Annotated in this window: 27 protein-coding genes; 8 read left to right on the top strand and 19 right to left on the bottom strand. The window is 43.1% G+C overall.

Features of this window, described 5'->3' with window-relative positions; translation table 11 throughout:
• Positions 1–21 precede the first annotated feature (21 nt).
• Entirely contained in the window at positions 22–495 is a 474-nt protein-coding gene (locus MHI55_RS14095; RefSeq protein WP_100528913.1) for an SET domain-containing protein, read from the top strand.
• A 230-nt stretch (positions 496–725) separates the two neighbouring features.
• On the opposite strand, the gene MHI55_RS14090 is transcribed toward MHI55_RS14095, so the two are convergent.
• The 7 genes from MHI55_RS14090 to MHI55_RS14060 form a co-directional block, all read right to left on the bottom strand.
• The gene (locus MHI55_RS14090; RefSeq protein WP_340390341.1) at positions 726–1,334 is read right to left on the bottom strand and encodes a DUF1349 domain-containing protein; all 609 of its coding nucleotides are present in this window, start codon (positions 1,332–1,334) and stop codon (positions 726–728) included.
• 57 nt (positions 1,335–1,391) lie between these two features.
• Entirely contained in the window at positions 1,392–2,738 is a 1,347-nt protein-coding gene (locus MHI55_RS14085) for an NAD(P)/FAD-dependent oxidoreductase (RefSeq protein WP_340390601.1), read from the bottom strand.
• A gap of 50 nt (positions 2,739–2,788) precedes the next feature.
• Positions 2,789–4,303, bottom strand: coding sequence for an osmoprotectant update ABC transporter permease/substrate-binding subunit OpuFB (gene opuFB / locus MHI55_RS14080; RefSeq protein ID WP_340390339.1), 1,515 nt, complete (start codon positions 4,301–4,303; stop codon positions 2,789–2,791).
• Positions 4,296–5,270 (bottom strand): ABC transporter ATP-binding protein, encoded by a 975-nt coding sequence (locus MHI55_RS14075; protein ID WP_340390337.1) that lies wholly within the window; start codon positions 5,268–5,270, stop codon positions 4,296–4,298. Before MHI55_RS14075 ends, opuFB begins: the two co-directional genes overlap by 8 nt.
• Before the next feature lie 220 nt (positions 5,271–5,490).
• Positions 5,491–6,351 (bottom strand): ergot alkaloid biosynthesis protein, encoded by an 861-nt coding sequence (locus tag MHI55_RS14070; protein WP_340390335.1) that lies wholly within the window; start codon positions 6,349–6,351, stop codon positions 5,491–5,493.
• The gene (locus tag MHI55_RS14065; protein ID WP_340390333.1) at positions 6,344–6,787 is read right to left on the bottom strand and encodes a nuclear transport factor 2 family protein; all 444 of its coding nucleotides are present in this window, start codon (positions 6,785–6,787) and stop codon (positions 6,344–6,346) included. The genes MHI55_RS14070 and MHI55_RS14065 overlap by 8 nt, the downstream gene beginning before the upstream one ends.
• A 132-nt stretch (positions 6,788–6,919) precedes the next feature.
• Positions 6,920–7,504, bottom strand: coding sequence for a TetR/AcrR family transcriptional regulator (locus tag MHI55_RS14060; RefSeq protein WP_339286625.1), 585 nt, complete (start codon positions 7,502–7,504; stop codon positions 6,920–6,922).
• A gap of 168 nt (positions 7,505–7,672) precedes the next feature.
• Here MHI55_RS14060 and MHI55_RS14055 point away from each other — a divergent pair, with 168 nt between their 5' ends.
• Positions 7,673–8,035 (top strand): iron-sulfur cluster biosynthesis family protein, encoded by a 363-nt coding sequence (locus MHI55_RS14055; RefSeq protein WP_076214772.1) that lies wholly within the window; start codon positions 7,673–7,675, stop codon positions 8,033–8,035.
• Positions 8,036–8,450: 415 nt separating this feature from the next.
• Positions 8,451–9,224, top strand: a complete 774-nt coding sequence (locus MHI55_RS14050; protein ID WP_127545626.1) for a M15 family metallopeptidase — start codon at positions 8,451–8,453, stop codon at positions 9,222–9,224.
• 140 nt (positions 9,225–9,364) lie between these two features.
• On the opposite strand, the gene MHI55_RS14045 is transcribed toward MHI55_RS14050, so the two are convergent.
• Positions 9,365–9,604 (bottom strand): hypothetical protein, encoded by a 240-nt coding sequence (locus MHI55_RS14045; RefSeq protein WP_235193803.1) that lies wholly within the window; start codon positions 9,602–9,604, stop codon positions 9,365–9,367.
• A gap of 130 nt (positions 9,605–9,734) precedes the next feature.
• On the opposite strand from MHI55_RS14045, the gene MHI55_RS14040 reads away from it, so the two are divergent.
• Positions 9,735–10,367: a nitroreductase family protein gene (locus tag MHI55_RS14040; RefSeq protein ID WP_340390331.1), complete on the top strand. Its 633-nt coding sequence runs from the start codon at positions 9,735–9,737 to the stop codon at positions 10,365–10,367.
• Between the two features lie 267 nt (positions 10,368–10,634).
• Here the strand turns inward: MHI55_RS14040 and MHI55_RS14035 are convergent, their stop codons facing one another.
• Entirely contained in the window at positions 10,635–11,795 is a 1,161-nt protein-coding gene (locus tag MHI55_RS14035; protein WP_340390329.1) for a leucine-rich repeat domain-containing protein, read from the bottom strand.
• Between the two features lie 166 nt (positions 11,796–11,961).
• On the opposite strand from MHI55_RS14035, the gene MHI55_RS14030 reads away from it, so the two are divergent.
• Positions 11,962–12,426, top strand: coding sequence for a GyrI-like domain-containing protein (locus MHI55_RS14030; RefSeq protein ID WP_340390327.1), 465 nt, complete (start codon positions 11,962–11,964; stop codon positions 12,424–12,426).
• Between the two features lie 216 nt (positions 12,427–12,642).
• Here MHI55_RS14030 and MHI55_RS14025 read toward each other — a convergent pair whose 3' ends face one another.
• From MHI55_RS14025 to MHI55_RS14010, 4 genes are all read right to left on the bottom strand, one after another.
• Entirely contained in the window at positions 12,643–12,795 is a 153-nt protein-coding gene (locus MHI55_RS14025; protein ID WP_200868493.1) for a hypothetical protein, read from the bottom strand.
• A 35-nt stretch (positions 12,796–12,830) separates the two neighbouring features.
• Entirely contained in the window at positions 12,831–13,373 is a 543-nt protein-coding gene (locus tag MHI55_RS14020) for an NAD(P)H-dependent oxidoreductase (protein ID WP_340390325.1), read from the bottom strand.
• A gap of 34 nt (positions 13,374–13,407) precedes the next feature.
• Positions 13,408–13,836: an Rrf2 family transcriptional regulator gene (locus MHI55_RS14015; protein ID WP_036608578.1), complete on the bottom strand. Its 429-nt coding sequence runs from the start codon at positions 13,834–13,836 to the stop codon at positions 13,408–13,410.
• 128 nt (positions 13,837–13,964) lie between these two features.
• Positions 13,965–14,963 carry an NAD(P)/FAD-dependent oxidoreductase gene (locus MHI55_RS14010; RefSeq protein WP_340390323.1) on the bottom strand — a complete coding sequence of 333 codons (999 nt, stop codon included), beginning with the start codon at positions 14,961–14,963 and terminating at the stop codon, positions 13,965–13,967.
• A gap of 201 nt (positions 14,964–15,164) precedes the next feature.
• Between MHI55_RS14010 and MHI55_RS14005 the strand changes: the two genes are divergently transcribed.
• Entirely contained in the window at positions 15,165–15,404 is a 240-nt protein-coding gene (locus MHI55_RS14005) for a 4Fe-4S binding protein (RefSeq protein ID WP_036608584.1), read from the top strand.
• 66 nt (positions 15,405–15,470) lie between these two features.
• Here the strand turns inward: MHI55_RS14005 and MHI55_RS14000 are convergent, their stop codons facing one another.
• Positions 15,471–16,121 (bottom strand): metalloregulator ArsR/SmtB family transcription factor, encoded by a 651-nt coding sequence (locus MHI55_RS14000; RefSeq protein ID WP_340390321.1) that lies wholly within the window; start codon positions 16,119–16,121, stop codon positions 15,471–15,473.
• A 331-nt stretch (positions 16,122–16,452) separates the two neighbouring features.
• Between MHI55_RS14000 and MHI55_RS13995 the strand changes: the two genes are divergently transcribed.
• Positions 16,453–17,094 carry a superoxide dismutase gene (locus MHI55_RS13995; RefSeq protein ID WP_340390319.1) on the top strand — a complete coding sequence of 214 codons (642 nt, stop codon included), beginning with the start codon at positions 16,453–16,455 and terminating at the stop codon, positions 17,092–17,094.
• A 99-nt stretch (positions 17,095–17,193) separates the two neighbouring features.
• Here the strand turns inward: MHI55_RS13995 and MHI55_RS13990 are convergent, their stop codons facing one another.
• From MHI55_RS13990 to MHI55_RS13980, 3 genes are all read right to left on the bottom strand, one after another.
• On the bottom strand, positions 17,194–18,438 hold the full coding sequence (locus MHI55_RS13990) for an aminopeptidase (protein WP_036608587.1): 1,245 nt from the start codon (positions 18,436–18,438) through the stop codon (positions 17,194–17,196).
• 115 nt (positions 18,439–18,553) lie between these two features.
• On the bottom strand, positions 18,554–20,146 hold the full coding sequence (locus MHI55_RS13985) for an acyl--CoA ligase (RefSeq protein ID WP_179087809.1): 1,593 nt from the start codon (positions 20,144–20,146) through the stop codon (positions 18,554–18,556).
• Between the two features lie 267 nt (positions 20,147–20,413).
• Entirely contained in the window at positions 20,414–21,418 is a 1,005-nt protein-coding gene (locus MHI55_RS13980) for an aldo/keto reductase (protein ID WP_076249522.1), read from the bottom strand.
• A gap of 201 nt (positions 21,419–21,619) precedes the next feature.
• On the opposite strand from MHI55_RS13980, the gene MHI55_RS13975 reads away from it, so the two are divergent.
• A complete protein-coding gene (locus MHI55_RS13975) occupies positions 21,620–22,465 on the top strand; it encodes an AraC family transcriptional regulator (protein WP_340390317.1) in 846 nt (281 codons plus the stop codon).
• Positions 22,466–22,534: 69 nt separating this feature from the next.
• On the opposite strand, the gene MHI55_RS13970 is transcribed toward MHI55_RS13975, so the two are convergent.
• Together MHI55_RS13970 and MHI55_RS13965 are read right to left on the bottom strand one after the other, a co-directional pair.
• Positions 22,535–22,933 carry an Asp23/Gls24 family envelope stress response protein gene (locus MHI55_RS13970; RefSeq protein WP_047842725.1) on the bottom strand — a complete coding sequence of 133 codons (399 nt, stop codon included), beginning with the start codon at positions 22,931–22,933 and terminating at the stop codon, positions 22,535–22,537.
• 28 nt (positions 22,934–22,961) lie between these two features.
• The gene (locus MHI55_RS13965; protein ID WP_338594307.1) at positions 22,962–24,041 is read right to left on the bottom strand and encodes an AI-2E family transporter; all 1,080 of its coding nucleotides are present in this window, start codon (positions 24,039–24,041) and stop codon (positions 22,962–22,964) included.
• Between the last annotated feature and the right edge of the window lie 7 nt (positions 24,042–24,048).

The raw sequence follows: 24,048 nt of genomic DNA, 5'->3' as shown, positions 1-24,048 counted from the left end.
GAAGAGCATCAGGTGAAGATTATGATTGAAGTGAAACAATCCAAGTTGGGTGATGGTGGTGAGTTTAACCGCGGGGTATTTGCTACCGTTGATATTGCCAAAGGAACGCTTATCCATCAGGCACCCGTTGTGCCTTACCCAAATGAAGATCATGAGCATGTCGAAAAAACGATTTTGGAAGATTACGTGTTCGAATATGGGGCGAATCATACCGCAATTCTGCTCGGTTACGGCAGTCTGATCAACCACTCTTATGAACCTAACGCTACTTACGATATCAATTTTGATAACCACACCTTTGACTTCTACGCGTATACAGACATCAAAGCTGGCGACGAAATCGTAATCAATTACAACGGTGAGGAAGACAGCATGGACCCGTTATGGTTCCTGGACGATTACGAGGAGCGTATGCTGGAGTTCAATAAGTCCAATGATGATGAGGGTGAAAAAGAGACTGAACCCCATTCCCTGGATACGGACACGAGTAAATAAACGTTAAACTCAAGTAAAGTTCGCAAGCACTCTGTTGTATGTGCGAAAAGAACTCACTGTACCCGGTGAATGATGAAATGAGTAACTGGAGACTTTTCACAGTCCAAAGTTTAAACACACAAATAAGCAAGTCCTCCGTTAATGGAAGACTTGCTTATTTGTGTTGTCTTGCTTTCTAAGCCAGATACACCTGTTCATGTTTTATTGTTTATCGTGCATCTTAACTTGTTTTAATCTGTAATCGGCGGATCTGTATGCAAGTCTTGATCGGGTGTCGTGGATCTCCACTTGGTAAAGGCTACCTCAAACCCTGCTCGCTTTGGTGAACACAGAAATGGACCTGCATGTTTGTTCGTTGGATAGGCAAACCGTGCAACCCGAATCGTACGCCAAGGATGCTCATCTGTGCGTGCACGAATGACAACAGCCTCATTACTGTAGGAGGCTCTGATTGTTACGATTCGTCCACCCCACTCTGGCACAGGAGAGAGTGACCAATCGGAATACGTATCCGTCACGACGGCTCCAACATGTGCCACACCATCATTGACCTCAACTCCGGCCTTGATCCATTGGTCTTCTCCGTACCATAACATTAATCCCGCCTGGTCATATAATTCGGTGAATGAGCTTAGATCAAACGATACCTCAATCGCTTCCGTTCCGTCCCATGGAGCAAGCATGGCGTGTCCATCCCGATGACAGAACCCGTAGAATGTGTTCTCCCAAAAGTCACTGCCTTCCCTAGCTTCCACAACGAAACGATCCCCATTCATCCGTGCAGCAACGGGTTCCTTAGTCCACTTGCCTTCATGAAGCCCAATAAAATCCGATGACATCGTTATTTTCATCCTTTCTTCCGTCCCAAAGGGGGGTTCATCCTCACTTCATCACTTCTAAATTAAAGAACCCAGATCCGATGCAGCAGTAGGATATGCAAAATTCATGGTGTTTAACTGATTGATAGTCAGATTGAACTGAATCGCCATTGCAAAAAGGTTAATCAATTCTTCTGTTTTGCTCCCGAGCACATGCGCGCCCAGAATACGCCCGGTTGATTTATCGATCACCACTTTGGCCATGGCAAATTTTTCATGAGTTCGCTTGTAAGTATACCATTTCGACATATCATTTACCTGCACCTCGTAGCCCTCTTTTTTGGCTTGTTCCGTGCTCATACCTACAGCTCCAAGGGCAGGGACAGTAAACACAATGGAAGGCATCACCTTATAATTAGGTTTGTGTTGATTTCCCTCCAACAAATTGAACGATACAGCCCGGGATTCCTGACCTGCTAACGGGGTTAAAGGCAACCCTTTAGTATCCGTTACATCGCCAGCAGCATACACTCTCGGATTACTTTCACTTTGCAAGTACTCGTTCACCGTAATCCCCTTTTTGCTGTAGCTGACGTTGGCTTTCTCCAATTCCAGCCCATCCACATTAGGAACACGCCCGGCTCCATGAACGACAAGTCCGCACTGCCACTGGTGATCTGCACCATTACGTGTGCCATGAACGACATAGGCGTTCCCCTCTTGCCGTATGGACTTCACCTCCGCGTTCAAGTGAACATGAATGCCGATCTCTTTTGATTTTTGCAACAAAGATTCTACAAGCTCCACATCAAACGACTTCAGAGGCTGTTCACTCCGATGCAGGATATGGACTTCCGTCCCGGCTCTGGCCGCAATATGCGCAAACTCAAATGCAATGTATCCGCCGCCTACCAGAACTAAACGATCCGGCAACTGTTCCAGATCCAGAAAGTCATCACTATATATAAGATGCTCCGAGCCCTCAATCTCAAGTGGCGCAGGTCTTGCACCGGTAGCAATCAGAATGTGTTTCCCATGGAGAACTTCTTCACCAACTCGAATATGATTTTCATCGACAAATGAAGCTTTACCATGGAACGTATCCATTCCGGCCTGTTTGAATTGATCTTCACTTGCTCTAGGTATGCTCTCGGTAAAGGTGCGTTTAAAGGCCATAAGTTCAGACCAGTTGATGGTCGCCTGTCCCTGAATTCCTTTCCCTTGCATCCGTTCATTCCAGTCAATCAGCTCAGCCGCTCCAGCCAGCACTTTCTTGGGATCACAGCCACGCAGTGCACACGTTCCGCCGAACTCACGTTCATCAATTACAGCAATTTTCCATCCAGCTTCAGCGCAACGGGTGATAACAGAGCTTGCCGCGCTTCCTGTTCCAATTGCAATCAAGTCATACGTTTTTTGTGTCATCATGGTTCCTCCTCATCCTTTTGGTACATCTAGTGCAGGGATGTCTGAAGTTACAGCAATCCAGCCTGTTTAAGGTACTCTGCTGCAACCTGTTCAGGATTCGCTCCCTCTACGTTCACGTCATAGTTCATCTGACGCATCTCATCATCCGTAATTTTGCCAGCAAGCTGATTCAGCACCTCAACCAGTTGTGGATATTGATCTGCCGTTTCTTGACGAAGCATCGGCGAGCCTTGATACGGTGGGAATAACTCCTGATCATCCTCCAGCACAACGAGTTCATACTGTCTCAACTCACTGTCTGTGGAGTAAGCATCAACGAGATTGATATCTCCGCGCTGAAGAGCACCATAGCGAAGCTTGGGTTCCATTGTTGCAACGTTCGGGAATTCAATCCCATACTTTTTCTGTATGCCAAGGTATCCGTCTTCCCGATCCGAGAATTCCAGCGTGAATCCTGCCTTTATCTGCTGTTCCACCGGTTTGAGATCCGAAATGGTCTTGAGATTGTATTGATCTGCGATGCTCTTTGGAACGGCCAACGTATACGTATTGTTGTAATCCATAGGGTTCAGCAGCACCATGTTGAACTGGCTCAGCATTCCATCTCTTGCTTGTTCGTAGACCTCTGTTCGATCCGTACTCACAGCCGTTTCCTTCATAAATTCGGAGATCGCTGTCCCCGTGAATTCGGGATAGATGTCAATATCACCCGACTTGAGTGCATTAAAAAGGAATGGTGTTTTGCCTAATCCGGGTTTTAGTTCAACGGTCAGGTCTGTATCTTTTTCGATTAACAATTTGTACATATTAATGAGAATTTCGGGTTCCGCCCCCAATTTCCCGGAAATGACTAGATCCTTCTGTCCACCACGTGCCACGAAGGGAATGGTAATCACAAGTATCGCGATTATTGCCAGCGAACCAAGGGTAACCAATGTTTTCTTAAAGGATAACCGCTGGAACTGACGTAATAGTACATCAAACAAAATAGCCAGCAATGCGGCCGGAATGGCTCCAAGGATGATCAATGCCGTATCGTTCCGATCAATGCCCAGCAAGATTAATGCACCCAAACCTCCTGCGCCAATCAAGGCGGCAAGTGTCGCCGTTCCTACAATAAGCACCATCGCAGTCCGAATTCCGGCCATAATAACAGGCATCGCCAGTGGCAGTTCCACTTTGATTAGACGTTGCCAACTATTCATGCCCATCGCATTCGCTGCTTCCACCATGGAAGGATCAACTTCGGATATGCCTGTGTACGTGTTGCGGAGTACGGGAAGCAGTGCATACACCACCAGTGCAATGATTGCAGGAAGTGTGCCTATGCCGAATAACGGAATGAGCAATCCGAGAAGCGCCAAGGACGGTATCGTCTGCAACACAGCTGTAACCCCGATAATTGGTTCAGCTACTTTTGGTTTGCGTGTAAGGTATATACCTAGCGGAATAGCGATGACGACAGCAAAGAACAATGCGATAAATGAGATCTGAATATGTTCCAGCAGAGCAGACAACAACTGACCTTTGCGCTCACTGAACACCTCCGTGAACCTACTCATGTCCTTCACCTCGTTCCTGTAACTGACCAGACCAGTATTTCATCAGATCAACTCGACTGATCTCGCCAATAATCTGGCGGTTACGTTCAACCAGCAGATGGTCATGGGAAGCCATGATATCAACTAATTCCGTTAACGTAATGGATACAGGAACGGCAGTTTTGGCTGATTTCGGCACATGACCCGGTGAGAGTGGTGACATGATGGATTCGAGATCAAAATCAGATTGTGAACTCGTATCGGTGTTAGGACTTCCAACAAATTCACGTACGAAGTCATTAGCTGGCTGTCGGATCAGTTCTTCCGGGGTGCCTACCTGCAAAACCTGTCTATCCTTCATAATGCAGATGCGATCCCCCAGCTTCATCGCTTCCTGAATATCATGGGTGACAAACACAATTGTTTTTTTCATCTGACGCTGGATATCCAGAATATCGTCCTGTAATTTCTCCCGACTCATTGGATCGAGTGCACTGAACGGTTCATCCATCAAAACTATCTCGGGATCGGCAGCGAGTGCACGCAACACACCAATTCTCTGCTGTTGTCCTCCGGATAACTCGGACGGTTTACGCTCACTGTATGTATCTCCGTGCAAACCAACCATGTCCAGTAACGTATGTACACGCTCCTTGATTTGATCTGACTTCCACTTTCGCAGTTCAGGAACAACTGCGATATTTTCGGCAATGGTCATATGCGGGAATAGTGCAATCTGTTGCAGTACATATCCGATATTCCAGCGCAACTCGTGAATGTTGTATTCATCGATTGGGCGTTCATTAATGCGCACTGTTCCATCTGTTCGTTCAATCAGGCGATTGATCATTTTGAGCATGGTGGTTTTGCCACATCCACTCGGACCAATCATGACGAACAATTCTCCCTTGTTAATGTTGAGGTTAACCTGACGCAAAGCCGTTGTTCCATCAGGATATTGTTTCGATACATTTTCGAACTGAATCATTCGCTCTCTTCGCCCCTTTATCTAGGGCGTGTTTCAGACACGCCCTAACATTCATCTTCATCTATTTCCCCAAAAGTGTGTTCGTATAATCACTGCTTTCCTTAGTGTCCCTTGTTAGGGAGAGATCCATATTCGAATCAACGATGTCAACATGCTTGTAGACATGCAAAAAGACGGGCACTAGGCACCGTCTTCTCATAATATGAAAATGTTTCTTCCATTATTTCCATACTTCCATATGATTCTGAATAAATTGCTCGAATGAAATCGGGTTATTCCCCGTTAATTTTTTCACCGTATCCGTCGTTTGATCTTCTCTCCCCTCCTCCCGGATAGGCACATCCAGTCCTGCGAGGGCAGCAGCGTATTCTTCTGACATTCCTGCGCGAATCATGCTGTTCCTCAATTCATCATCGGACAAAGATTCATGTTGAATGGACTGACCCAGTACATGGCTCAAGACGTCTGCAACCTGTCCATAGGACAACGTCTCCGGCCCTGTAATGATATGCTCCGTATTATGAGGAACAACATCTGTCAGAGCATGGAACGCAACTGCCGCGATATCATCTGCACTAACAAATCCAATTTTCCCTTCACCCGTAGCACTGTATATTTTCCCGAGTTGTTTCGTCGTCTCCCGATGCGGTCCCTCCGTAAAGTTCTCCATAAAATAGGAAGGCTGCAATACAGCCCACTCAGGAGCATGGGCTTTTATATACTGATGTACTTTGCCAAAAATAGGACCATTTCCATCAATTGAAGCACTGCCAAGCAAGACAAATCGCTTAATGCCGCTCCATAATGCTTCCTTGATGAATGGATTCATGACGTCTTCTGGGCTCATATCCATTGCTGGCACAACAAGGTACACCTGATTCACATTTTTCAGCGCCGGCGCATATGTCTCGGAATCATACCAATCAAAATAGACATAATTATCGGCAGAACCAGAAAGAGATGGTTTAGTTCTTCCTGCCAAACGCACCGGATAATGATGCTTTTGAAGTATGGCCCCAACACGGCTTCCTGTCTTTCCATTAGCTCCGGTAATAAGTGTCAACGGTTTATCATTAATCATGCTTGTTTCCTCCTAAGTCCGATTCGAGTACGACCATCGGATTCCAATAGTCTTTATAATGTGTAATTTTTCCATTAGAGTGGCTCACTACAGAGATGTACGTTTGGTTGTATGGCTTGCCTGTAACTAATGAACGCCCTTTACAAGTAAATTCAGCCACAAACTGTTGTTTCGTGGAATCAGCCAAGATCACCGGTTCAGAAAACTGCTGAATTTCAATCATCCCCAGTAAATTATGAAGATGATTCGTAATTGCGGCTTTGCCTTCCAGTTTCTGAGGATATCCTGCTGGTGCATATGGGAATTCGAAAATAGCGTCAGATGTATATAGCTCCAACCATTGTTCTAGTTTTCCCTCCAGTAGCAATTGAGTAAATCCATGCATGATCCGATACGGTATACTATTGCCCGCTTCCAACTGCTGAGATTGTGTCATCCTTATTTCCTCCTTCAGTTTGTTTCGTGTTCTTTTTCCAGACCAATCGGTCTATAATAGTCAAAAAATAAACGCCTTAAGCGTCCATTTTCAAGAAAACGTAAAGAATTCTTACTCGAATCATGTAAAACGCTAATCCAAAGCCCTTAGGGTCATCTGTACAAAATCTCGTAGCGCTTCTGCGCTTGCACCGCTCTTCGCTGTAAAGGTCAATGAGAGTCGGGAATAATTTAGAAAACGGGCAAGCCCGGGCAATTCTTCCTCAGCGTGCCTCAATTCGCCACTCCTCTGGCCTCGTAACAGCGCAGTATGGAAAACATCTTCCATTTGTTGGTTAGTGGTTTGAATAAAGACCGCGATTTCGTGATTTTGTGGTGCCTGTTCAACCGCGCTATTAATGATGAAACATTCATTACGACGTTCGTTGTCTGTCAACACGTTAACCGCTTCGTTGAACAACTCGGTCACGCCTTGCCTCACACTTGTGCATCCGTTTAATAGTCTGATCCCCGCCTCTGTCTTCTGCTGAATATAGAATTTAAGAGCAGAGACAAATAAATCATGTTTAGTTCCGTAGGTGTCATACAGGCTTTGCCGCGCAATGCCAAGTTCACTCAGCAGTAAGCTCAAAGATGTACCTTCATAACCGTACGCTCCAAATACAGACGTTGCTTTTCTTAGAACGCTCTCCGTGTCGAACTCCTTGGCTCTTCCCAATTTAAGACCTCACCTCCCTATTCATTAACTAAAGAATACCTTTTCCAGACTGATCAGTCAAGAAAATAAATGCTTTGATTTTTGCCAAAGTGGTATAATGGGAATAGAAGCTGAATGAATTCTTTTACCATTTACCAACCATGACCACATATAAAGGAGTGTACCTATATGTATATTCAAATTACAGATTTGGCTGCAAAACGATTGACGGAAAGCTTGAATGACCAACCCGGATATTTCAAAGTGATCTATGACTTGGAAGGTTGCGGATGTAACGGAGTTATCGCTATTATCATTGTTGATGAACTTGCGGCTCTCGACGCGCAGATTGAAACCAATCTGGTTCCGTTCTATGTTGATCCGAAGCAGCAGCTGAACCTAGAACAACACATGAAGCTGGATACGGAAGAAAATTATCCTTCTTTTAAACTAAGCAGTGATTCTGGTGTGCTCAGCGCCAACGTTCGCGTTCGTGACACCCGTGCAGTAACTGCAGGAAGCTCCGGTGGATCCGACGCCTGCATGCTGTAACACAGTCTCCAGCATGGATTAACAACACTCTCTTTACAACAAAAAGCCGTTGCATCTAATGCAACGGCTTTTTTACCGTTCTTTTCCTTATATGCCTCTATCAGAGTTGCAAAAAAGACTCTATAAAAGATGAACTAAACATTTACACGAAACGGAGAGGACAGAAAAAACCTGAAGAAACGAAGTGTTCGCCTTTATCCCAAGATTTTCACCATTATAAAATTGAATCAAAAAAATCAGGGGATAACAGCGATCGGAAGGTTGTTCTGTCATCGAAGTGGCAAGGTAAATATCCTCTAGTTAGATTTTATAGCAAACTTTGTTTACAACTCGGAAACAATTGGAGAACCTATGGATATAATCCTCTAGTATACTCGGTATATAGATTCATATATTCCGAGGAGGAACACACATCATGAAACCTTTTACTCGTAAATCCATCATATCTACAATTCTCGTAGGCTCTGTTGTAGCAGGTTCTGCATTTACTACGTTTCCCATCACTTCAAGCCTGAATCCCGTCGCGTCTGCTGCAAGCTCTAGCTTCACTCAATTTCTGCATGATAATGCACCTGGTCGTACGATCAAAACGATTAAAAATGTGGCAACTGTGACCAATGTGTCCAGTACAGTTGTGCTTGTCAATAAAAAGAGAAATCTGCCTTCAACTTATGCACCTCAAGATTTGGTTGTACCTAATATTCCTTTTAGCTTCTCAGGTTCCAGTCCGAAGAAACAGATGCGTAAAGTGGCCGCAACCGCGATAGAGAAATTATTTGCGGCTGCCAAAAAAGACGGCATCGATATCAAAGCGGTGTCTGGCTATCGCTCGTATGCGACTCAGAAATCAATCTTTGACCGTAATGCCAGCATCAAAGGCGAAGCTGTTGCCAATAAAACAAGTGCTCGGCCAGGACAAAGCGAACATCAGACCGGTCTAGCTATGGATATCTCCAGCGCTTCGGCTGGTTATGATCTTCAGCAAAGCTTTGGCAACACCAAAGAAGGCAAATGGCTGAAAGCCAATGCCCACAAGTACGGCTTCATCATCCGTTATGGCAAAGATCAGGAGAAATTGACTGGTTACTCCTATGAGCCATGGCATGTACGTTATGTCGGAGTATATATTGCTGGTGAGATTACCAACCAGAAACTTACGCTGGAGCAGTATTTGGAACGTGCCAAATAAGGCAAGTTTGAACCCAAAGCTTAGACAGTTATAATTATGTGTTTAGATAAAAGAAGCGTGACTATAGATAACATGACTGAAGGAGAAGATGGGGCCGCAACTGGCCCTCTTCTGCTTCAATTTTTCATTTACACACTTCATCATGTCCCAACGATTTTTCTAAAGACCAGTGGCAGTCTCTTCAGACCTTCTGTTCCAGCCCAAGAGCCTACTCCTGCAAGTATTACATTATGGCACAAATAAAGTGCGACATTGTACACGATAGGGCCTAGAATAATCTCCACGACTACAAAACGTTTTAACGTCGAAGATTGGATCACATATACCCGAAATTCATGAGGGTCATGTCCTCCCATATACCTTGCGATCAATGCTTTCATGAATCACCTCTAGTGTTTTATTTTAGCGTATGGCAGACGATCCTTGTCTTATTCTAAAATAATACTTACATAAAGTAACTAAGTGTGTTATAGTCAGTTCATAAATCATACATAAGCGAGGGAAACTACCATGAGTGAGTTGGAGAATCTAGTCAAAAACCGTAGATCGGCCGTTATTTTTGAAGAAGGAATTGAAATTTCGGATTTGGAACTGCAAGAAATGTTTGCCCTGAATAAATTTGCACCATCTGCCTTTAACCTACAACACACGCACTATCTTGTAATTAAAGACGAGGAACAGAAAGAGAAAGTCTATGAAGCTTCCCAGCAATATAAGGTAAAAACAGCTTCTGCGGTCATCGTGGTATTGGGCGACGTCAACGCGCATCATCATATCCGCACGATTAACGAAGGCCTGCTGAACCTGGGCGCTCTTACTCCGTTCCAATACGAGCAGGAATCCCAAAGTGTCACCGAATTTTACGAATCTCGCGGCAGATTCTTCCAACGTGAGGATGCGATTCGCAATGCCAGCCTGTCTGCCATGCAATTGATGCTGATCGCTCAGGATCGCGGTTGGGACACTTGTCCAATGATTGGCTTTGACTCGGAAGAACTGCAACAGAGTCTGGAAATCCCTAACCATTACGTACCCGTTATGCTGATCACCATCGGCAAAAAGTCGGAAGCCAAACAGCGCCCACGCGGTTACCGTAAACCGATTAACGAATATGTTAGCTTTAACAAAATGCACGCTGAATAACATATAATATAACCAATTATATAAGTTGAACTAACATTTACACGATAACGGAGAGGACAGAAAAAACCTGAAAAAGCGAAGCGTTCGCCTAAAAGCTTTCTGAAAGAAAGCTGCATCGAAGCATACGCTATCCCCGGATTTCCCCTTTAGAAAAGGAATGGAATTAAAATCTGGGGATAACAGCGATTGGAAGGTTGTTCTGTCATCGTAGTGTCAGTGTAAATAATCTTTAGTTCAACACAACAAAAAAGCCACGATCTCGTGGCTTTAATACGTTTCATAGATCAACGTATCCAACATGTGAAATTCATCGTCAAACTCCGCATATATGTACAGTCGACCAGCAGGTGTATCCCCCGCATCATAACCCAATCGGAAATATTGATCTCCCTGAAATTCTGCATCAGCCAAAATCAATGTATTGATATCTTCGTCCGGATGAGCCTCGGCAATGGTTTTAAGTGCCTGCTCACCTAGCATGTCCCACCGTTTCCACGTCTCTTCCATATATGGGGACAATATTTCCATCTCTGTCTTGGTTGAAACCTGTGCAGTGAATACCAGTTCTTTATCCTGAATAAGTAAGCTCATCTGATAGTTGGACATCGAGACGTCATACTGAAACAACCCCATACCCGGAACTTCATGATTGGATTCAAACATTAGATTATCTGCATACTGCAGTCTTTCCAGCTTGGGATTAGCGCTATAATCCAACTCGGTTAATTTGTTCTCGGAACAGTACAACTCTTTTAGTTGTACGTTATGGCGAATATCCAGCTTGCTAATATGGTTGTTAAAACAACGGACACTCTCTAAAACCATATTTGAACGAAAATCCAACTGTTTAATATGATTGTGGTTACAACGAAGTTCAATCAAGTTTGGACAACCGGTTACATCAAGTTCCAGCATGTAATTGTTGGCGCAATCAAGTCGCCGCAGTTGTTTATTGTGTTCAAGTTCAAGTGAGAAAAGAGCGTTATAACTGCAACTAAGTTCCTCCAACTGCTCAAGGGGCTCTGAAGCCAGCTCCGACAACATATTCCAATGACACTCCACCGTTATAAGTTTGGAATTATGAGAAAGATCCAATTTGCGAAGTCGATTAAAGCTACGATCCAGCACCTGCAATTCCGAATTGGAGCGGAGGTCCAGTGTAAGAAGCTGATTCTCTCTGCAACGTAACGTCCTCAGCTTGTGATTCTGAGTAAGATCCAGACCGCTCAATTGATTATAGGCACAATCCAGCTCTTGAAGACCCCTGAAATACTCGATTCCATCAAGATTGCTAATATTGTGATTTGAGAGTTCTAATATCTCAACCTCACAAACGTCACTCTCCTGAATGAAATCCCGCTGATCGCAAAAACGATCCAACATAACTTGCCTGAAACGTTCATCCGTGAAGGCATAAGTAATATCCATGTCTAACGCCTCCCCCTCTCGTTTTGCTCTATTGGAACAGTCTTCCAACATATTATCACTATTCTATGAGTTTCGTCGCCGGGATTCAACAATTACCTAAGCAAATTATTTTATACCATGTTAGCATCAAACATGTAAGAGAAATCGTACAGAGAGGAAGATTTTCATGGAAATGTATATCGAAAACCTCCCGTCATATCGTATCGCCTATGTGCGACAAGTTGGTTTGTATGGGCCTGCCAACAGTCAAGCTATGGAAATGTTAAAGAGTTGGGCTAGAGCCAAAAATCTGCTTACTGCATCGACCGTTTTATTTGGTATCCCCCAGGATAACCCGGAAAGCACGATTCCCGAAGATTGCCGATACGATGCTTGTATTGTCATTTCGAAAGATTTTCCTATGGATGAATTGACCCCCGATCTAAACGAAACTGAACTTCCAGGCGGGCAATATCTGGTTTGCAAAGTCAAACATACTACAGAGGCTGTTCAGCAAGCATGGACTGAAATTTTCCCGCGTTTGCAGAGTAGCGGTTATACTCTGGATAACAAGCCAGTTATGGAAAGGTATACAGGCCATCTTGTTAACCTTGATTTTTGCGAGATATGTGTTCCAATCAGGCTTGTTTAGTTGCAAAAAAAGTGACTTCAGTCAATGAAGTCACTTTTTTTGCTTTGGGTTCCAACAAAGACCACTGAACCACTAATCTCTTCACTCGGCTCCCTGCTATTGCTAATCAAGCTTAGAAGAAGATTTTTTACTGAATTATATTACACTTTCAGTGCGTTGAGTATCCTGGTAAAAAGCATTGGAGCAACTCTACCGAAGCAAATGTAGATTGTTGCATTATTGTTTTTCAAAAAATTCAGTTGCTTTATTCACGTATTTCAAGTATTGCGAAGGTAAATCCTCTTCATAGTAGATCGCTTCAACTGGACAAACGTCTAAACAATCAGCTGCTTTTTCTGAAATACATGCTTCGGTAATTACAAAAGGCATTTCTTCCAATCTCCTTTTCGTATTAGAATGATATCTTATCGCGACTTCAATTGAATCTGCATGAAGACTATTTCTTCGGCCAATTTCTCCAACCGACTCAGCGCATCAGCATCTTCGATTTTATTCTCAGCACCAAAATGATCACTATTTAAATAAACATATCTTGGCGCTACATATGAACGAAAAAAGCCCGCGATCGGTTTTAATTGATTTTCGACAACCAAATAATGCTGATATGTGCCCCCAGTTGCAATAAAGCCTATCACTTTATTATAAAAACTCTGTACAGGGAGTAGATCGAACACATTTTTCAGTACACCTGTCAAAGAGGATTGATATATAGGTGTGCCGATAACGAAAAAATCAGCATCAATCATTTTTTGGATTACTGACCGGGTGTGTTCATTATAATCCTCTAACTTGCGGCCATCGCAAAATTCGATGTTTTTGTATTCTCTCAAATCTATTAGTTCAATTTCAATTTCCGGATGATTTTTTTTCACGAATTGTAGTACAGTATCCACACCAATTGCAGTCTTTGATCCAATCAATGACCCAGACAAACCTATTAATTTCATAACTGGTCCTCCTAATCGCTTATCTGTATTTGAACTATTCCGTTCGTTCTAATTGACAGTCAGTCATTAATTTGAGCATACTACCCAAGTTGATTTTTCCTAACTGCCTCATCAGTTGTTGTTCACACTCTATAAAAATACTTGTGAGTTGCATATCTATCTCTGCTGTTAGATGTCCCTTACTGCTCATAGATGGTTTAGGAATCTGTAAAGGCTTAGACGACACCAATTTATATATATCTTGCAGGGTTATATCATGCGGCTCCACAGACAACACATAACCACCATCAATACCCTCTTTTGTCTTAACATATCCCACTTTTTTAAATGAGCTAAGGATACGGCGTATCCTAACAGGGTTTACACTAATCTTTTCTGAGATCTGAGCACTGGTTAGTTTCTCATTCTTATGTGAACTAAGGATAATGAGAATGTATATGACAACACTTAGCTCACTATTCATATTAGGCCCCCTAGTTCATTATTCTTCGTAGTTGTCCTTCAAATCCAATGGCATGAACTGTAGGAGGCTGACCTTTATCAAACCATGATTTTCTTTGAAATCTTGCGTCATTTACCTTGCTAAGCATATCAGAGCTTCATGTTACTGCTATGACCTGGTGATAATTTGGCAGTAGGATCAATATAAACCTTAGCATTGTTGATTGCAGTTGGAGCCTCTCCGAAGCCTACAGCGATCAGCTTAATTTTCCCTGGGTAGGACGTAACGTCTCCAGCTGCAAATACTCCTGGAATATTGGTTTGCATCCGCGTATCAACAACAATAGAGCCGTTATCAACTTCCAATCCCCACTCAGCAATGGGACCCAAAGAAGAAACAAAACCAAAATTCACGATAAGAGCATCACAAGGAATGATTCTTTTCTCCCCCGTTTTCGCAATAGTGACTGTAATCTCGGTTATCCGTTCATCACCAGTTAACCCGGTAATCTCAGACGGAGTGACGATATGAACTGAAGATGCCCTCAATTTTTCAACGCTATGTTCGTGAGCACGAAATTTATCTCGTCTGTGAAGTAAAGTGACTTGTTTGGCAATGGGCTCAAGCATAAGTGCCCAATCGACTGCTGAATCTCCACCACCGTTAATAATCACGTGTTGATTGGAGAACTGCTGCAAATCTTCAACAAAATAATGAAGGTTAGATTGTTCAAACTGACTCGCGTTCTCCAGTTCCAATCGGCGTGGTTCGAATGCCCCTATACCTGCGGCAATAATAACCGACTTACTGTAATGAATAGATTTATCTGTAATAATTTCGAAATGATGTTCCCCTTTTTTTAATACCTGTTGTACCTTCTCCTCTAAATAGACATCAACCGGAAATAATTGCATCTGCTCCAGTAAATTTTCAACGAGTTGAGCAGCTGTAACCCTTGGAAATCCAGCAATATCATAGATATATTTCTCAGGGTATAGGGCAATCGCTTGACCACCTAATTGCGGCATACTATCAATAATTTTGACACTTGCTTGACGCATACCAGCATAAAAAGCGGCAAACATTCCAGTTGGCCCACCACCAATAATTGTGATATCAGTAATTGATGGAGTAAGTTCTAGTGACAATGGGAGCTCTCCCTCTCTTTATGTTTTATAATACACAACATAATATACTATAATGTATAAAATATATAAATATCAAATAAAATTCTTTATTAAAATCAAACATAAACGATAGATTTGATATTTTTATACTTATATGTATATTATGTATATGTTAAAGCGTTGCGAATAATAGATATGAAAAGTTAGGAGGTGTGGAGGAATATGCCCTTTGTAATTACAGAGCATTGCATTCATGAACAAGCTGCCGATTGTCTTGATGTATGTCCAGTCGATTGCATTGTAAAAGGAGAAGACCAATATTTTATCAATCCTGACCAATGCATAGATTGTGGGAACTGTGAAACAGCTTGTCCTGTTGGAGCTATTTATTATGAGGAAGATTTACCTGATCATCATCAAATATATGTAAGCAAGGCACTCGACTTCTTTAAGTTAAGTTAAATGAATATATAAAAAAGATGCTTCCTAGCGGTTATGCTAGGAAGCATCTTTACATATCTAATACGTTCAATTGCTTTTTTTTACTTTTATGGAATATGTGCAACGTTGCCCGCCGTCAGCCAAACACTCCATTCTTTTGACTTCAGCATCCCCAAGCAATGATTTAAACATACTTAATTCACATTGACAAACCTTCTTATATTTCATGGCGACGTGACTAATTGGGCAGTTATTTTCCTTTAAAATAAATTCATCATCGCTAATCTTCTCAAGTCCCACCATATAGCCATTCTCATTCTGAATGTTCGCAAGTGTCTCAACACGCTCCGAGATATTTTTCGCTTTCATACTTTGATCATATTTTTCGATCATTTTATTTTTGCGACTTTCAAAAATTTTCTCAACAGCTTCCGGTCCTAATTGTTCTTCAAGCTCAGTCAATATATCCAATGTTAGTGAATGATATTTATTAGGAAAATATCCTACAGACTGTTCAGTTAAACAATACACTGTTGTTGGTCTTCCAATAGATTGTCGCTGTATCTTAGACGTAATTAAATTATCTCGTTCTAGCGATTGGATATGACGCCGAACCGCCATGGTGGTGATCCCAAGCTCATCGGTAAGATCTTTAGTAGTCATGTCTCCTTTGGTTTTGAGGAGATGTAATATAATTTCTCTGGTTGGAAGACTATTCACCAGATCAGGATTAGTCATTTATGATTCAACCTCCTTACGAATAAACAATTTTTAACACCTTCGATTTCGTGTATACAATCCACGTATATCGCTCTCGTTGTTTACATCATCTCAAGTTCTCAGATACATTATATCCTTAAACAACCGATATAACTAATTTTATATTTATTATATATAATATACGTGTTAGTTCAAACTCTAATAAATGGAAAATAACCCAAACTATTAATTGTGATCATATAATACGAGAATACAAACTAAACTTTATATACATAAATGTTGATTAAGTATATAAAATGAAGTATGATCAATTTAGAAATATCATTATATTACATTGGAGGAATAACACATGACATATCAATTACCTGCATTACCCTATGCAAATAACGCACTCGAACCACATATTGATGAGCAAACGATGATGATCCATCATGATCGTCATCATAATACTTACATTACGAATCTGAATGCTACTCTGGAGCATTTGCCTGAGCTGCAAGGGAAATCTATTGAAGCTTTGATCTCCAATCTGGACAGTGTTCCACAGGAACTTCGCGCAGCTGTTCGAAATAACGGAGGCGGGCACGCCAATCACAGCTTGTTTTGGAAAATCATTGGCCCCAACGGGGGAGGAAATCCAACAGGAGCATTAGCAAAAGCGATCGAAAATGAACTGGGCGGATTTGAAGAATTTAAAGCGAAATTTACGAAAGCAGCAACTACTCGGTTTGGCAGTGGATGGGCGTTCCTTTCCGTTGCGAATGGAAAATTGAAAGTCGATAGTCTTCCTAATCAAGATAGTCCTTTGATGGAGGGGGAAACTCCGATTATTGGTCTGGATGTCTGGGAACATGCCTACTATTTGAAATACCAAAATAAGCGCCCAGATTATATTAGCGCATTTTGGAATGTAATCAATTGGAGCGAGGTAAATAAGCGCTACGAATTGGCAATCAAACAAAGCATTGATTCCAACTTCATCATTTCATAAATTCAAGTCTTCAACTATGCTACTAAGAGTATGACCAAAAGGAGAAGAGCAACCTCATTAGAGATTGCTCTTCTCCTTTTTCACTACACCTATTAAAAATTAAAATGCCCAGTTGCCTTTACGGAATACCGGCTCGATTGTACCATCCTGTAACTCACCATCGATATCCAGTTCAGCGGAACCGATCATGAAATCGACGTGAGTCAAACTCACATTGCATTCATGCTTCAGCAACTCTTCGTTAGACATCGTTGTGCCATCTTTCATGTTGAATGGATACGCACTTCCCACAGCCAAATGGCAGGATGCATTTTCGTCAATACCCGTATTGTAGAAAATGCGATTCAGGTTGGAGATTGGGGAGTCATGTGGTACGAGTGCGACCTCACCCAGATAACGTGCTCCTTCATCGGTGGCAAACAGATTCTTCAAATGCTCTTCACCGGATGCTGCCGTAAACGCTACAACCTGTCCATCCTTAAATGTGATTCTCATCTGGTCTACCAGTTGCCCGTTCAGGTTCAAAGGCATGGTGCTGCTGACATATCCATTCACTCCACTGCGCTTAGGCATGGTGAATACTTCTTCAGTTGGCATATTGGCGACCGTGTACACGCCTTGTTTATTTTCGCTACCACCGCCACCCCAGATGTGGTTGTGGACCAATTCAATTTTCAAGTCTGTACCTGGCGCACGGTAATGCAGGCTCTTATAGTTCTTTTTATTCAGGAGATCACTCATGGTATTCAGGGTATCCAGATGTTCTCTCCAATTTTGTACGGCGTCTCCGCCATCTACACGGTTCATTTTGAAGATCGTTTCCCACATCACGTTGATTCGGTCTTCTTCCGGGATGTCGGCAAATACTTTGTTCGCCCAAGCCTTGGTCGGTGCTTTGATCAGACACCAGCTAATTTCATGGTTGCGTGTGTATTTGGCATATCCGCGACGTGCGTGTGCAGCTGCCTTAGTAGCACGGGAAACGCTGTCGGAGTCAATTCCGTTATACAGTTCAGGATCTGGAACTTTAATCGTCAGGGTAGCGCCGCCTGCTTCTGCAAACTTCTCCATCATATCCGCTTTCCACGCTGGATAATAGTCAAAGCTGTCATTGGAACCATGCTCAAAACGACTGCGGGTAATGTTGTCATCATCGAAGTCCACTTGTACATAGTTTGCACCAGCCGCATAGGCTTTTTGCACAATGAGACGTGTGAATTCAAGCGTTTCGATCGGTGCAGTAACGAGCAGATCCTGTCCTTTTTGAATATTCACGCCAACTTTAACAACTAGTTCTGCGTATTGTTCCAATGACTTTTCAAAGGTTTGTTCAAATTGACTCATGGTTGTGTTCACTCCTGTTTCATATATTGTACGACCGCTTTCGCTTCTGCAGAATCGATTCCTTCTCTTTCACTACGCAGGCACAATTCCCAAAATTTCATCTATACAAAATGATCTAACTATTACGTTTTTCTTGTTCGCGTAACTCGATCCGGCGGATTTTACCAGAGTTGGTCTTTGGCAGATCCGTAACAAATTCGATCTTGCGTGGATATTTATAAGGTGCTGTAATTTCCTTGACGTGGTGTTGCAGTTCACGCATCAGTTCCGGTGAAGCCAGTGAATCGTCTCTCAACACGACAAAAGCTTTGACAATATTGCCACGGATCTCATCCGGACTTGCAACCACCGCACATTCCTTCACACTGGCGTGTTTCATGAGTGCTTCTTCCACTTCAAATGGTCCAATCGTGTAACCCGAACTGATGATGATGTCGTCACTGCGACCTTCAAACCAGAAGTATCCTTCTTCGTCTTTGCGTGCACGGTCCCCTGTTACAAAATAATCGCCACGCTGACTCGCTTCCTTCCGTCCCTCATCCTGATAATAGGACCGGAACAAAGCTGGCATCTCTTTGTGTACCGCGATATCTCCTACTTCACCCGGAGGCACAGGTTGTCCCTCATCGTCAATAATTTCAATCAATCCAGGTGTAATTGACTGACCCATCGAGCCAATACGTACAGGCGCATCTTTGAGACTGCCGATTAACAACGTGCTCTCGGTCTGTCCATATCCGTCCCGAATAGTCAGGTCAAAATGACGCTGGAAGATTTCAATAACTTCCTGATTGAGCGGTTCACCCGCTGAAACAGCACTGCGCAGATGAGACAGGTCATAATGTCCAAGATCATCTGCTTTGGCCATCAACCGATATTCGGTTGGTGTACAGCAAAGGACATTAATCTGATGTTCCTGCATCAGTTCCAGATAACGCTTGGGCTGGAATGATCCATTGTAGACCAGTCCAGTCGCGCCTCTTCCGAGTACCGACAGGAACGGGCTCCAGATCCATTTTTGCCAGCCAGGTGCAGCCGTTGCCCATACGGTATCTGAAGGTTGAATATCCAACCATAATGAAGAAGCGATCCGCAGGTGGGCATATCCCCAACCGTGGCTATGTACAACTCCTTTGGGATTACCAGTTGTGCCCGAAGTATAAGCAAGGATAGCCGTATCATCACGATGAGTCTCCACCGCAGCCATCTCGTCGGGTTGATTCTGCATTAACTGATGCACATTGACCCAACCTTCAGCAGGTACGCTAACTTCTTCATTCGGTGATGCCACGATGCGATGTGCCAGTGACGGCAGATCCGCGTCCATCTTTTCCACTTCTGAGGTCGTCTCGGACCATACAATAACAGCCCGCGCCTCAGAGTGACGCAGACGATATTCCAGATCTTTTGCCCGTAACATCTCGGAGGAAGGAATAACGGCAATCCCCAATTTCAGACAAGCAATATAAATGACATAGGCAATAATACGGCGTGGTACCATGACCAACACCCGATCACCCTTCTCTAGTCCAAGTTCACGCAAACCTCCAGCAAGACGATTCGCCTGCTTGAATAAATCACCATACGTGATCTCTTCCAATTCTCGTTGATCGCTGAGCCATCTAAGTGCAATCCGGTCTGATGGATGATTCTCCATCTCGGATGTCAGGTTATAGCTTTCAGGCGAAATCCACTGTTCAAAGTTCAAATGGAGCCTCTCCTTCGTAGTTCAATTGTAAAGCTTCTATATATTATACCCTAAATCCTAGGACCAGGTGCTATGAACTAGGTTCATTCTGAAAAAAATAAACATAGGTCAATTAATGAACTATTATAATAGATCTTATCCTATAATGAAAATGACATATACAAAATGGCGCCTTCCTGATTGATCAGGTAGGCGCCATTTTCATTCTTCATTTATATTACATTAGTTTTACCTAACTATAATTTTCACACAGCTATACTGTGTATGTTACCACGGATAATTACCCATTCCGTCCAAAATGCTTTCGATCTCATTCAACTCTTCCGTTGTCAGATCCGGTGCGCTGAGCGCAGCTACATTTTCTTCAATCTGGGACACACGGCTTGCCCCAATCAATGCAGAAGTTACACGGTTACCACGCAAAATCCAGTTCAGAGCCAGTTGAGAGATCGTCTGCCCTCTTCGCTCCGCAACCGCCTGAAGTGCATCGAACTTGGCAATCCGTTCGTCCGTATATGCTTCTTTTTTCAAATTTCCTGTTGGATTGACGCGTTCTTCCTTGATCTTATCGACATATTTATTCGTCAACTGACCGCGCCCGAGTGGACAGAACGCAATGGAACCTACGCCTTGCTCATCCAGTACGTCCTGCAAACCGTCTTCAATCCAGCGATTTAACATCGAGTAGTTTGGCTGATGAACCAGACATGGCGTACCCAGACGACGAAGAATGGTCACCGCTTCTTGTGTCTGTTCTGCATTATAATTGGATAAGCCCACATACAATGCTTTACCTTGCCGCACGATATGATCCAATGCCGTCATCGTTTCTTCCAATGGCGTGTCCGGATCTGGACGGTGATGATAGAAAATGTCTACATAATCCAGTCCCATCCGACCAAGACTTTGATCCAGACTGGCAATCAGGTTTTTGCGGGAGCCCCACTCGCCGTAAGGTCCATTCCACATATGGTAACCGGCCTTCGAGGAGATGAGCAGTTCATCCCGGTAAGGACGAAGATGTTTTTTGTAAATCACGCCAAAGTTCTCTTCCGCTGATCCTGGAGGTGGACCATAGTTATTCGCCAGATCGAAATGGTTAATTCCGAGGTCAAAGGCACGCAAAATCATTTCTTCCTGAATATCCAATGTACGGTTGCCACCAAAGTTCTGCCATAAACCCAGCGCAATTTGCGGCAGTCTGATTCCGGATTTGCCGGAACGTACATATTTCATCTCATCATATCGTTGTTCACTCGCAGTATAGGGCATCGTTATTCTCACTTTCCTGTAAGGTTTGTTGAATTCCTTTTCATCTTAGACATTTTCATGGATAAACGATATGGCATTTCACTTTGAACATATGGAATAATGATTGTTATCTATATATACTAATGTTAAATAATTAATCTTTTCAGCTATGTAGTATGTTAAAATGCAAGATGAGACGAAATCGTACAGGAGTGAATACCCTTGATTACGTATATGTTCAAAAACAATCATTTTCAGGAGCTTCAGCTCCTTCATTATGGAACCGAAGCCTGTACACCAGGTCACCACTTTGGCCCTGCCATGCGAGACTATTATAAAATTCATTATATTTTGAATGGCAAAGGCACCTTCGAAGTTGGTGGCAAAACGTACACCCTGCACAAAGGTCAAGGATTTCTGATCGTTCCACATTCCGTCGTGCATTACGAAGCAGATCAGGATGACCCATGGGAATACAGCTGGGTTGCTTTTCAAGGCAGCAATAGTCCAACCTTTTTACAGCAGGCCTGTCTGTCCGAGCATCACCCGATTTTTGAGTTGGGTAATGAGGATGACGAGATGCGATCCTGCATGCATCGAATGGTCAATTCCCGCAATACCCACAAAGGTTGGGAGATGAGCATGACTGGTTTGCTGTATCAATTCTTCTCTATTTTGATTGATCAGGCCAACTCCGAGCATCTTCACCCCATACAGGATTATTCGAAGGAAACGTACGTAACGCAGGTAATGGACTTCATTGAAATGAACTATGCCAATGCCATTACCGTGCAATCCATCGCGGCCCATGTCGGTTTGCAGCGCAGTTACCTGTGCTCTCTCTTCAAGGACCAGATGGGAAGCAGTATTCAGTCGTATCTGGTCCATTATCGGATGCGCAGGGCAGCCGAACTGACACTTGATCCCGGTCTGACCATTGGCGATATTGCCCGTTCTGTGGGCTATACGGATCAATTGCTCTTTTCTAAAATGTTCAAAAAAGTGATGGGCGAAGCGCCCACCTACTACCGCAAACATAAAACAGCACCCTCCCAGTTAAGTTGTTAATTGGGAAGGTGCTGTTTTTGCCAATCGTTTATCTTTACAATTGTTATTCCTTACATTCTTTTCATTGGTTTATACCGTCTCCGGCATGGATATGCCAACAACTTGCACTTTGATTTCATCTACCATGACGCCGGCTAATTGTTCTACAGCCTGTTGAACATTATGTTGAAGTTCACGGCAGACCTCGTGCATCTTGTTGCCATATTGAATGTTGATGCGCAGCTGGATGGTTGCCTGATCGTCTTTGACGTGTACGTCAATCCCTTTTTGCAGACTCTTGCCGCTGATGCTCTTGGCAATCCCTTCAGTCAGTCCAACGGACATGGAGGATACACCAGCCGTTGATTGAGCGGCCATCCCTACAATCTTGGACAGCACATCATTCGAGATATGAATGGTACCCATTTGAACAGATTGAGGTGCAATATATTCAGGTTCATTGTATTGTTTTTCGATAATTTCAGACATGTGCTCCACTCCTTCGAATAATTAAATTCTATGCATTCTGCCATTTATCCTTAAAGAACATGTTATAGATTCGAACCAAAAGAATTTTAACGATCATATAAACCGGGATAATAATCAGGATAGCAATAATTCCACCCAGGTCGCCTGCACCCAACACCAGAATGATGGTCGTGAGCGGATGAATATCCAGCTTTTTGCCGAATACGTACGGTGCAACCAGGTTGTCCTGAATCTGCTGAGCGACAAGAATAATAATAAGGGACCAGATGGCAACCGATGGTGATACCACGAGACCCATGATCACAATAGGTACGGACGACACAATCGCTCCGATGAATGGAACAAAGTTCATGATGACCGCGATTACCGTGAGCAGTAATGCGTACGGCAGTCCAATGATCAAGAAACCGATATACATCAGTACACCCAGCGCCAGATTCACCAAAACTCTTCCCACAATAAAACCACTCAACGCCTGATCAATCTCAATTACGACTTCACGGCTGTCATTTTGGAAACGTTTTGGAGCGATATGTGCCAGTTTACGACCAAATTTCTCGCCTTGTAACAGCATATAGAACAAAAGGATCGGTAGTGTAAACAAGATGATCGCAAAACTGGAAACGAGTGAGAAAAATCCACTTACATAGTTGGTTACAAAGTTAAATCCTTTGTTGATATACTCCGTGATCTGGGAGAAAGGTGTCGAGCCCTCAGGGAACAAGGCCTGAATGGCTCCATTTTGCTCCAGCTCTCTCAGTTGGTCACTTAATGAATTAATTAGACTTGGTGCGTTATCAACCAGATTGATCAGTTGCTCACGTAACGATGGCCATAAACCAATGATGAAGAACACTCCCAGAATAGCAATAACCAGATAGATTAGCAAAATACTTAGCGTGCGATTTATTTTCTTTTTCTCCATATAATTCACAAGCGGCCTTAGCAGATAATAAAAGAACACCGACAACATCATCGGCACGGTAATGACCGTGATCATGGTGACGAGCGGCTGAAAGATGAAGCTTACACGTGATAATAAATAGATATTAACCAATATTAGCGCCAGTGCAATACTGAACCGGACAAACGTATTTACTTTGAACAAAATATTT

This window comes from Paenibacillus sp. FSL E2-0151 (assembly GCF_037993015.1).
In the GTDB taxonomy this organism is placed as follows: Bacteria; Bacillota; Bacilli; order Paenibacillales; family Paenibacillaceae; genus Paenibacillus; species Paenibacillus amylolyticus.
This window is presented reverse-complemented; position numbering and strand designations above follow the sequence as displayed.

Coding starts and splice junctions, on each gene's coding strand:
- MHI55_RS14095 (WP_100528913.1), top strand. CDS start 22: ATGATTGAAGTGAAACAATCCAAGTTGGGTGATGGTGGTGAGTTTAAC.
- MHI55_RS14090 (WP_340390341.1), bottom strand. CDS start 1,334: ATGTCATCGGATTTTATTGGGCTTCATGAAGGCAAGTGGACTAAGGAA.
- MHI55_RS14085 (WP_340390601.1), bottom strand. CDS start 2,738: ATGACACAAAAAACGTATGACTTGATTGCAATTGGAACAGGAAGCGCG.
- opuFB (WP_340390339.1), bottom strand. CDS start 4,303: ATGAGTAGGTTCACGGAGGTGTTCAGTGAGCGCAAAGGTCAGTTGTTG.
- MHI55_RS14075 (WP_340390337.1), bottom strand. CDS start 5,270: ATGATTCAGTTCGAAAATGTATCGAAACAATATCCTGATGGAACAACG.
- MHI55_RS14070 (WP_340390335.1), bottom strand. CDS start 6,351: ATGATTAATGATAAACCGTTGACACTTATTACCGGAGCTAATGGAAAG.
- MHI55_RS14065 (WP_340390333.1), bottom strand. CDS start 6,787: ATGACACAATCTCAGCAGTTGGAAGCGGGCAATAGTATACCGTATCGG.
- MHI55_RS14055 (WP_076214772.1), top strand. CDS start 7,673: ATGTATATTCAAATTACAGATTTGGCTGCAAAACGATTGACGGAAAGC.
- MHI55_RS14050 (WP_127545626.1), top strand. CDS start 8,451: ATGAAACCTTTTACTCGTAAATCCATCATATCTACAATTCTCGTAGGC.
- MHI55_RS14045 (WP_235193803.1), bottom strand. CDS start 9,604: ATGAAAGCATTGATCGCAAGGTATATGGGAGGACATGACCCTCATGAA.
- MHI55_RS14040 (WP_340390331.1), top strand. CDS start 9,735: ATGAGTGAGTTGGAGAATCTAGTCAAAAACCGTAGATCGGCCGTTATT.
- MHI55_RS14035 (WP_340390329.1), bottom strand. CDS start 11,795: ATGGATATTACTTATGCCTTCACGGATGAACGTTTCAGGCAAGTTATG.
- MHI55_RS14030 (WP_340390327.1), top strand. CDS start 11,962: ATGGAAATGTATATCGAAAACCTCCCGTCATATCGTATCGCCTATGTG.
- MHI55_RS14025 (WP_200868493.1), bottom strand. CDS start 12,795: ATGCCTTTTGTAATTACCGAAGCATGTATTTCAGAAAAAGCAGCTGAT.
- MHI55_RS14020 (WP_340390325.1), bottom strand. CDS start 13,373: ATGAAATTAATAGGTTTGTCTGGGTCATTGATTGGATCAAAGACTGCA.
- MHI55_RS14015 (WP_036608578.1), bottom strand. CDS start 13,836: ATGAATAGTGAGCTAAGTGTTGTCATATACATTCTCATTATCCTTAGT.
- MHI55_RS14005 (WP_036608584.1), top strand. CDS start 15,165: ATGCCCTTTGTAATTACAGAGCATTGCATTCATGAACAAGCTGCCGAT.
- MHI55_RS14000 (WP_340390321.1), bottom strand. CDS start 16,121: ATGACTAATCCTGATCTGGTGAATAGTCTTCCAACCAGAGAAATTATA.
- MHI55_RS13995 (WP_340390319.1), top strand. CDS start 16,453: ATGACATATCAATTACCTGCATTACCCTATGCAAATAACGCACTCGAA.
- MHI55_RS13990 (WP_036608587.1), bottom strand. CDS start 18,438: ATGAGTCAATTTGAACAAACCTTTGAAAAGTCATTGGAACAATACGCA.
- MHI55_RS13980 (WP_076249522.1), bottom strand. CDS start 21,418: ATGCCCTATACTGCGAGTGAACAACGATATGATGAGATGAAATATGTA.
- MHI55_RS13970 (WP_047842725.1), bottom strand. CDS start 22,933: ATGTCTGAAATTATCGAAAAACAATACAATGAACCTGAATATATTGCA.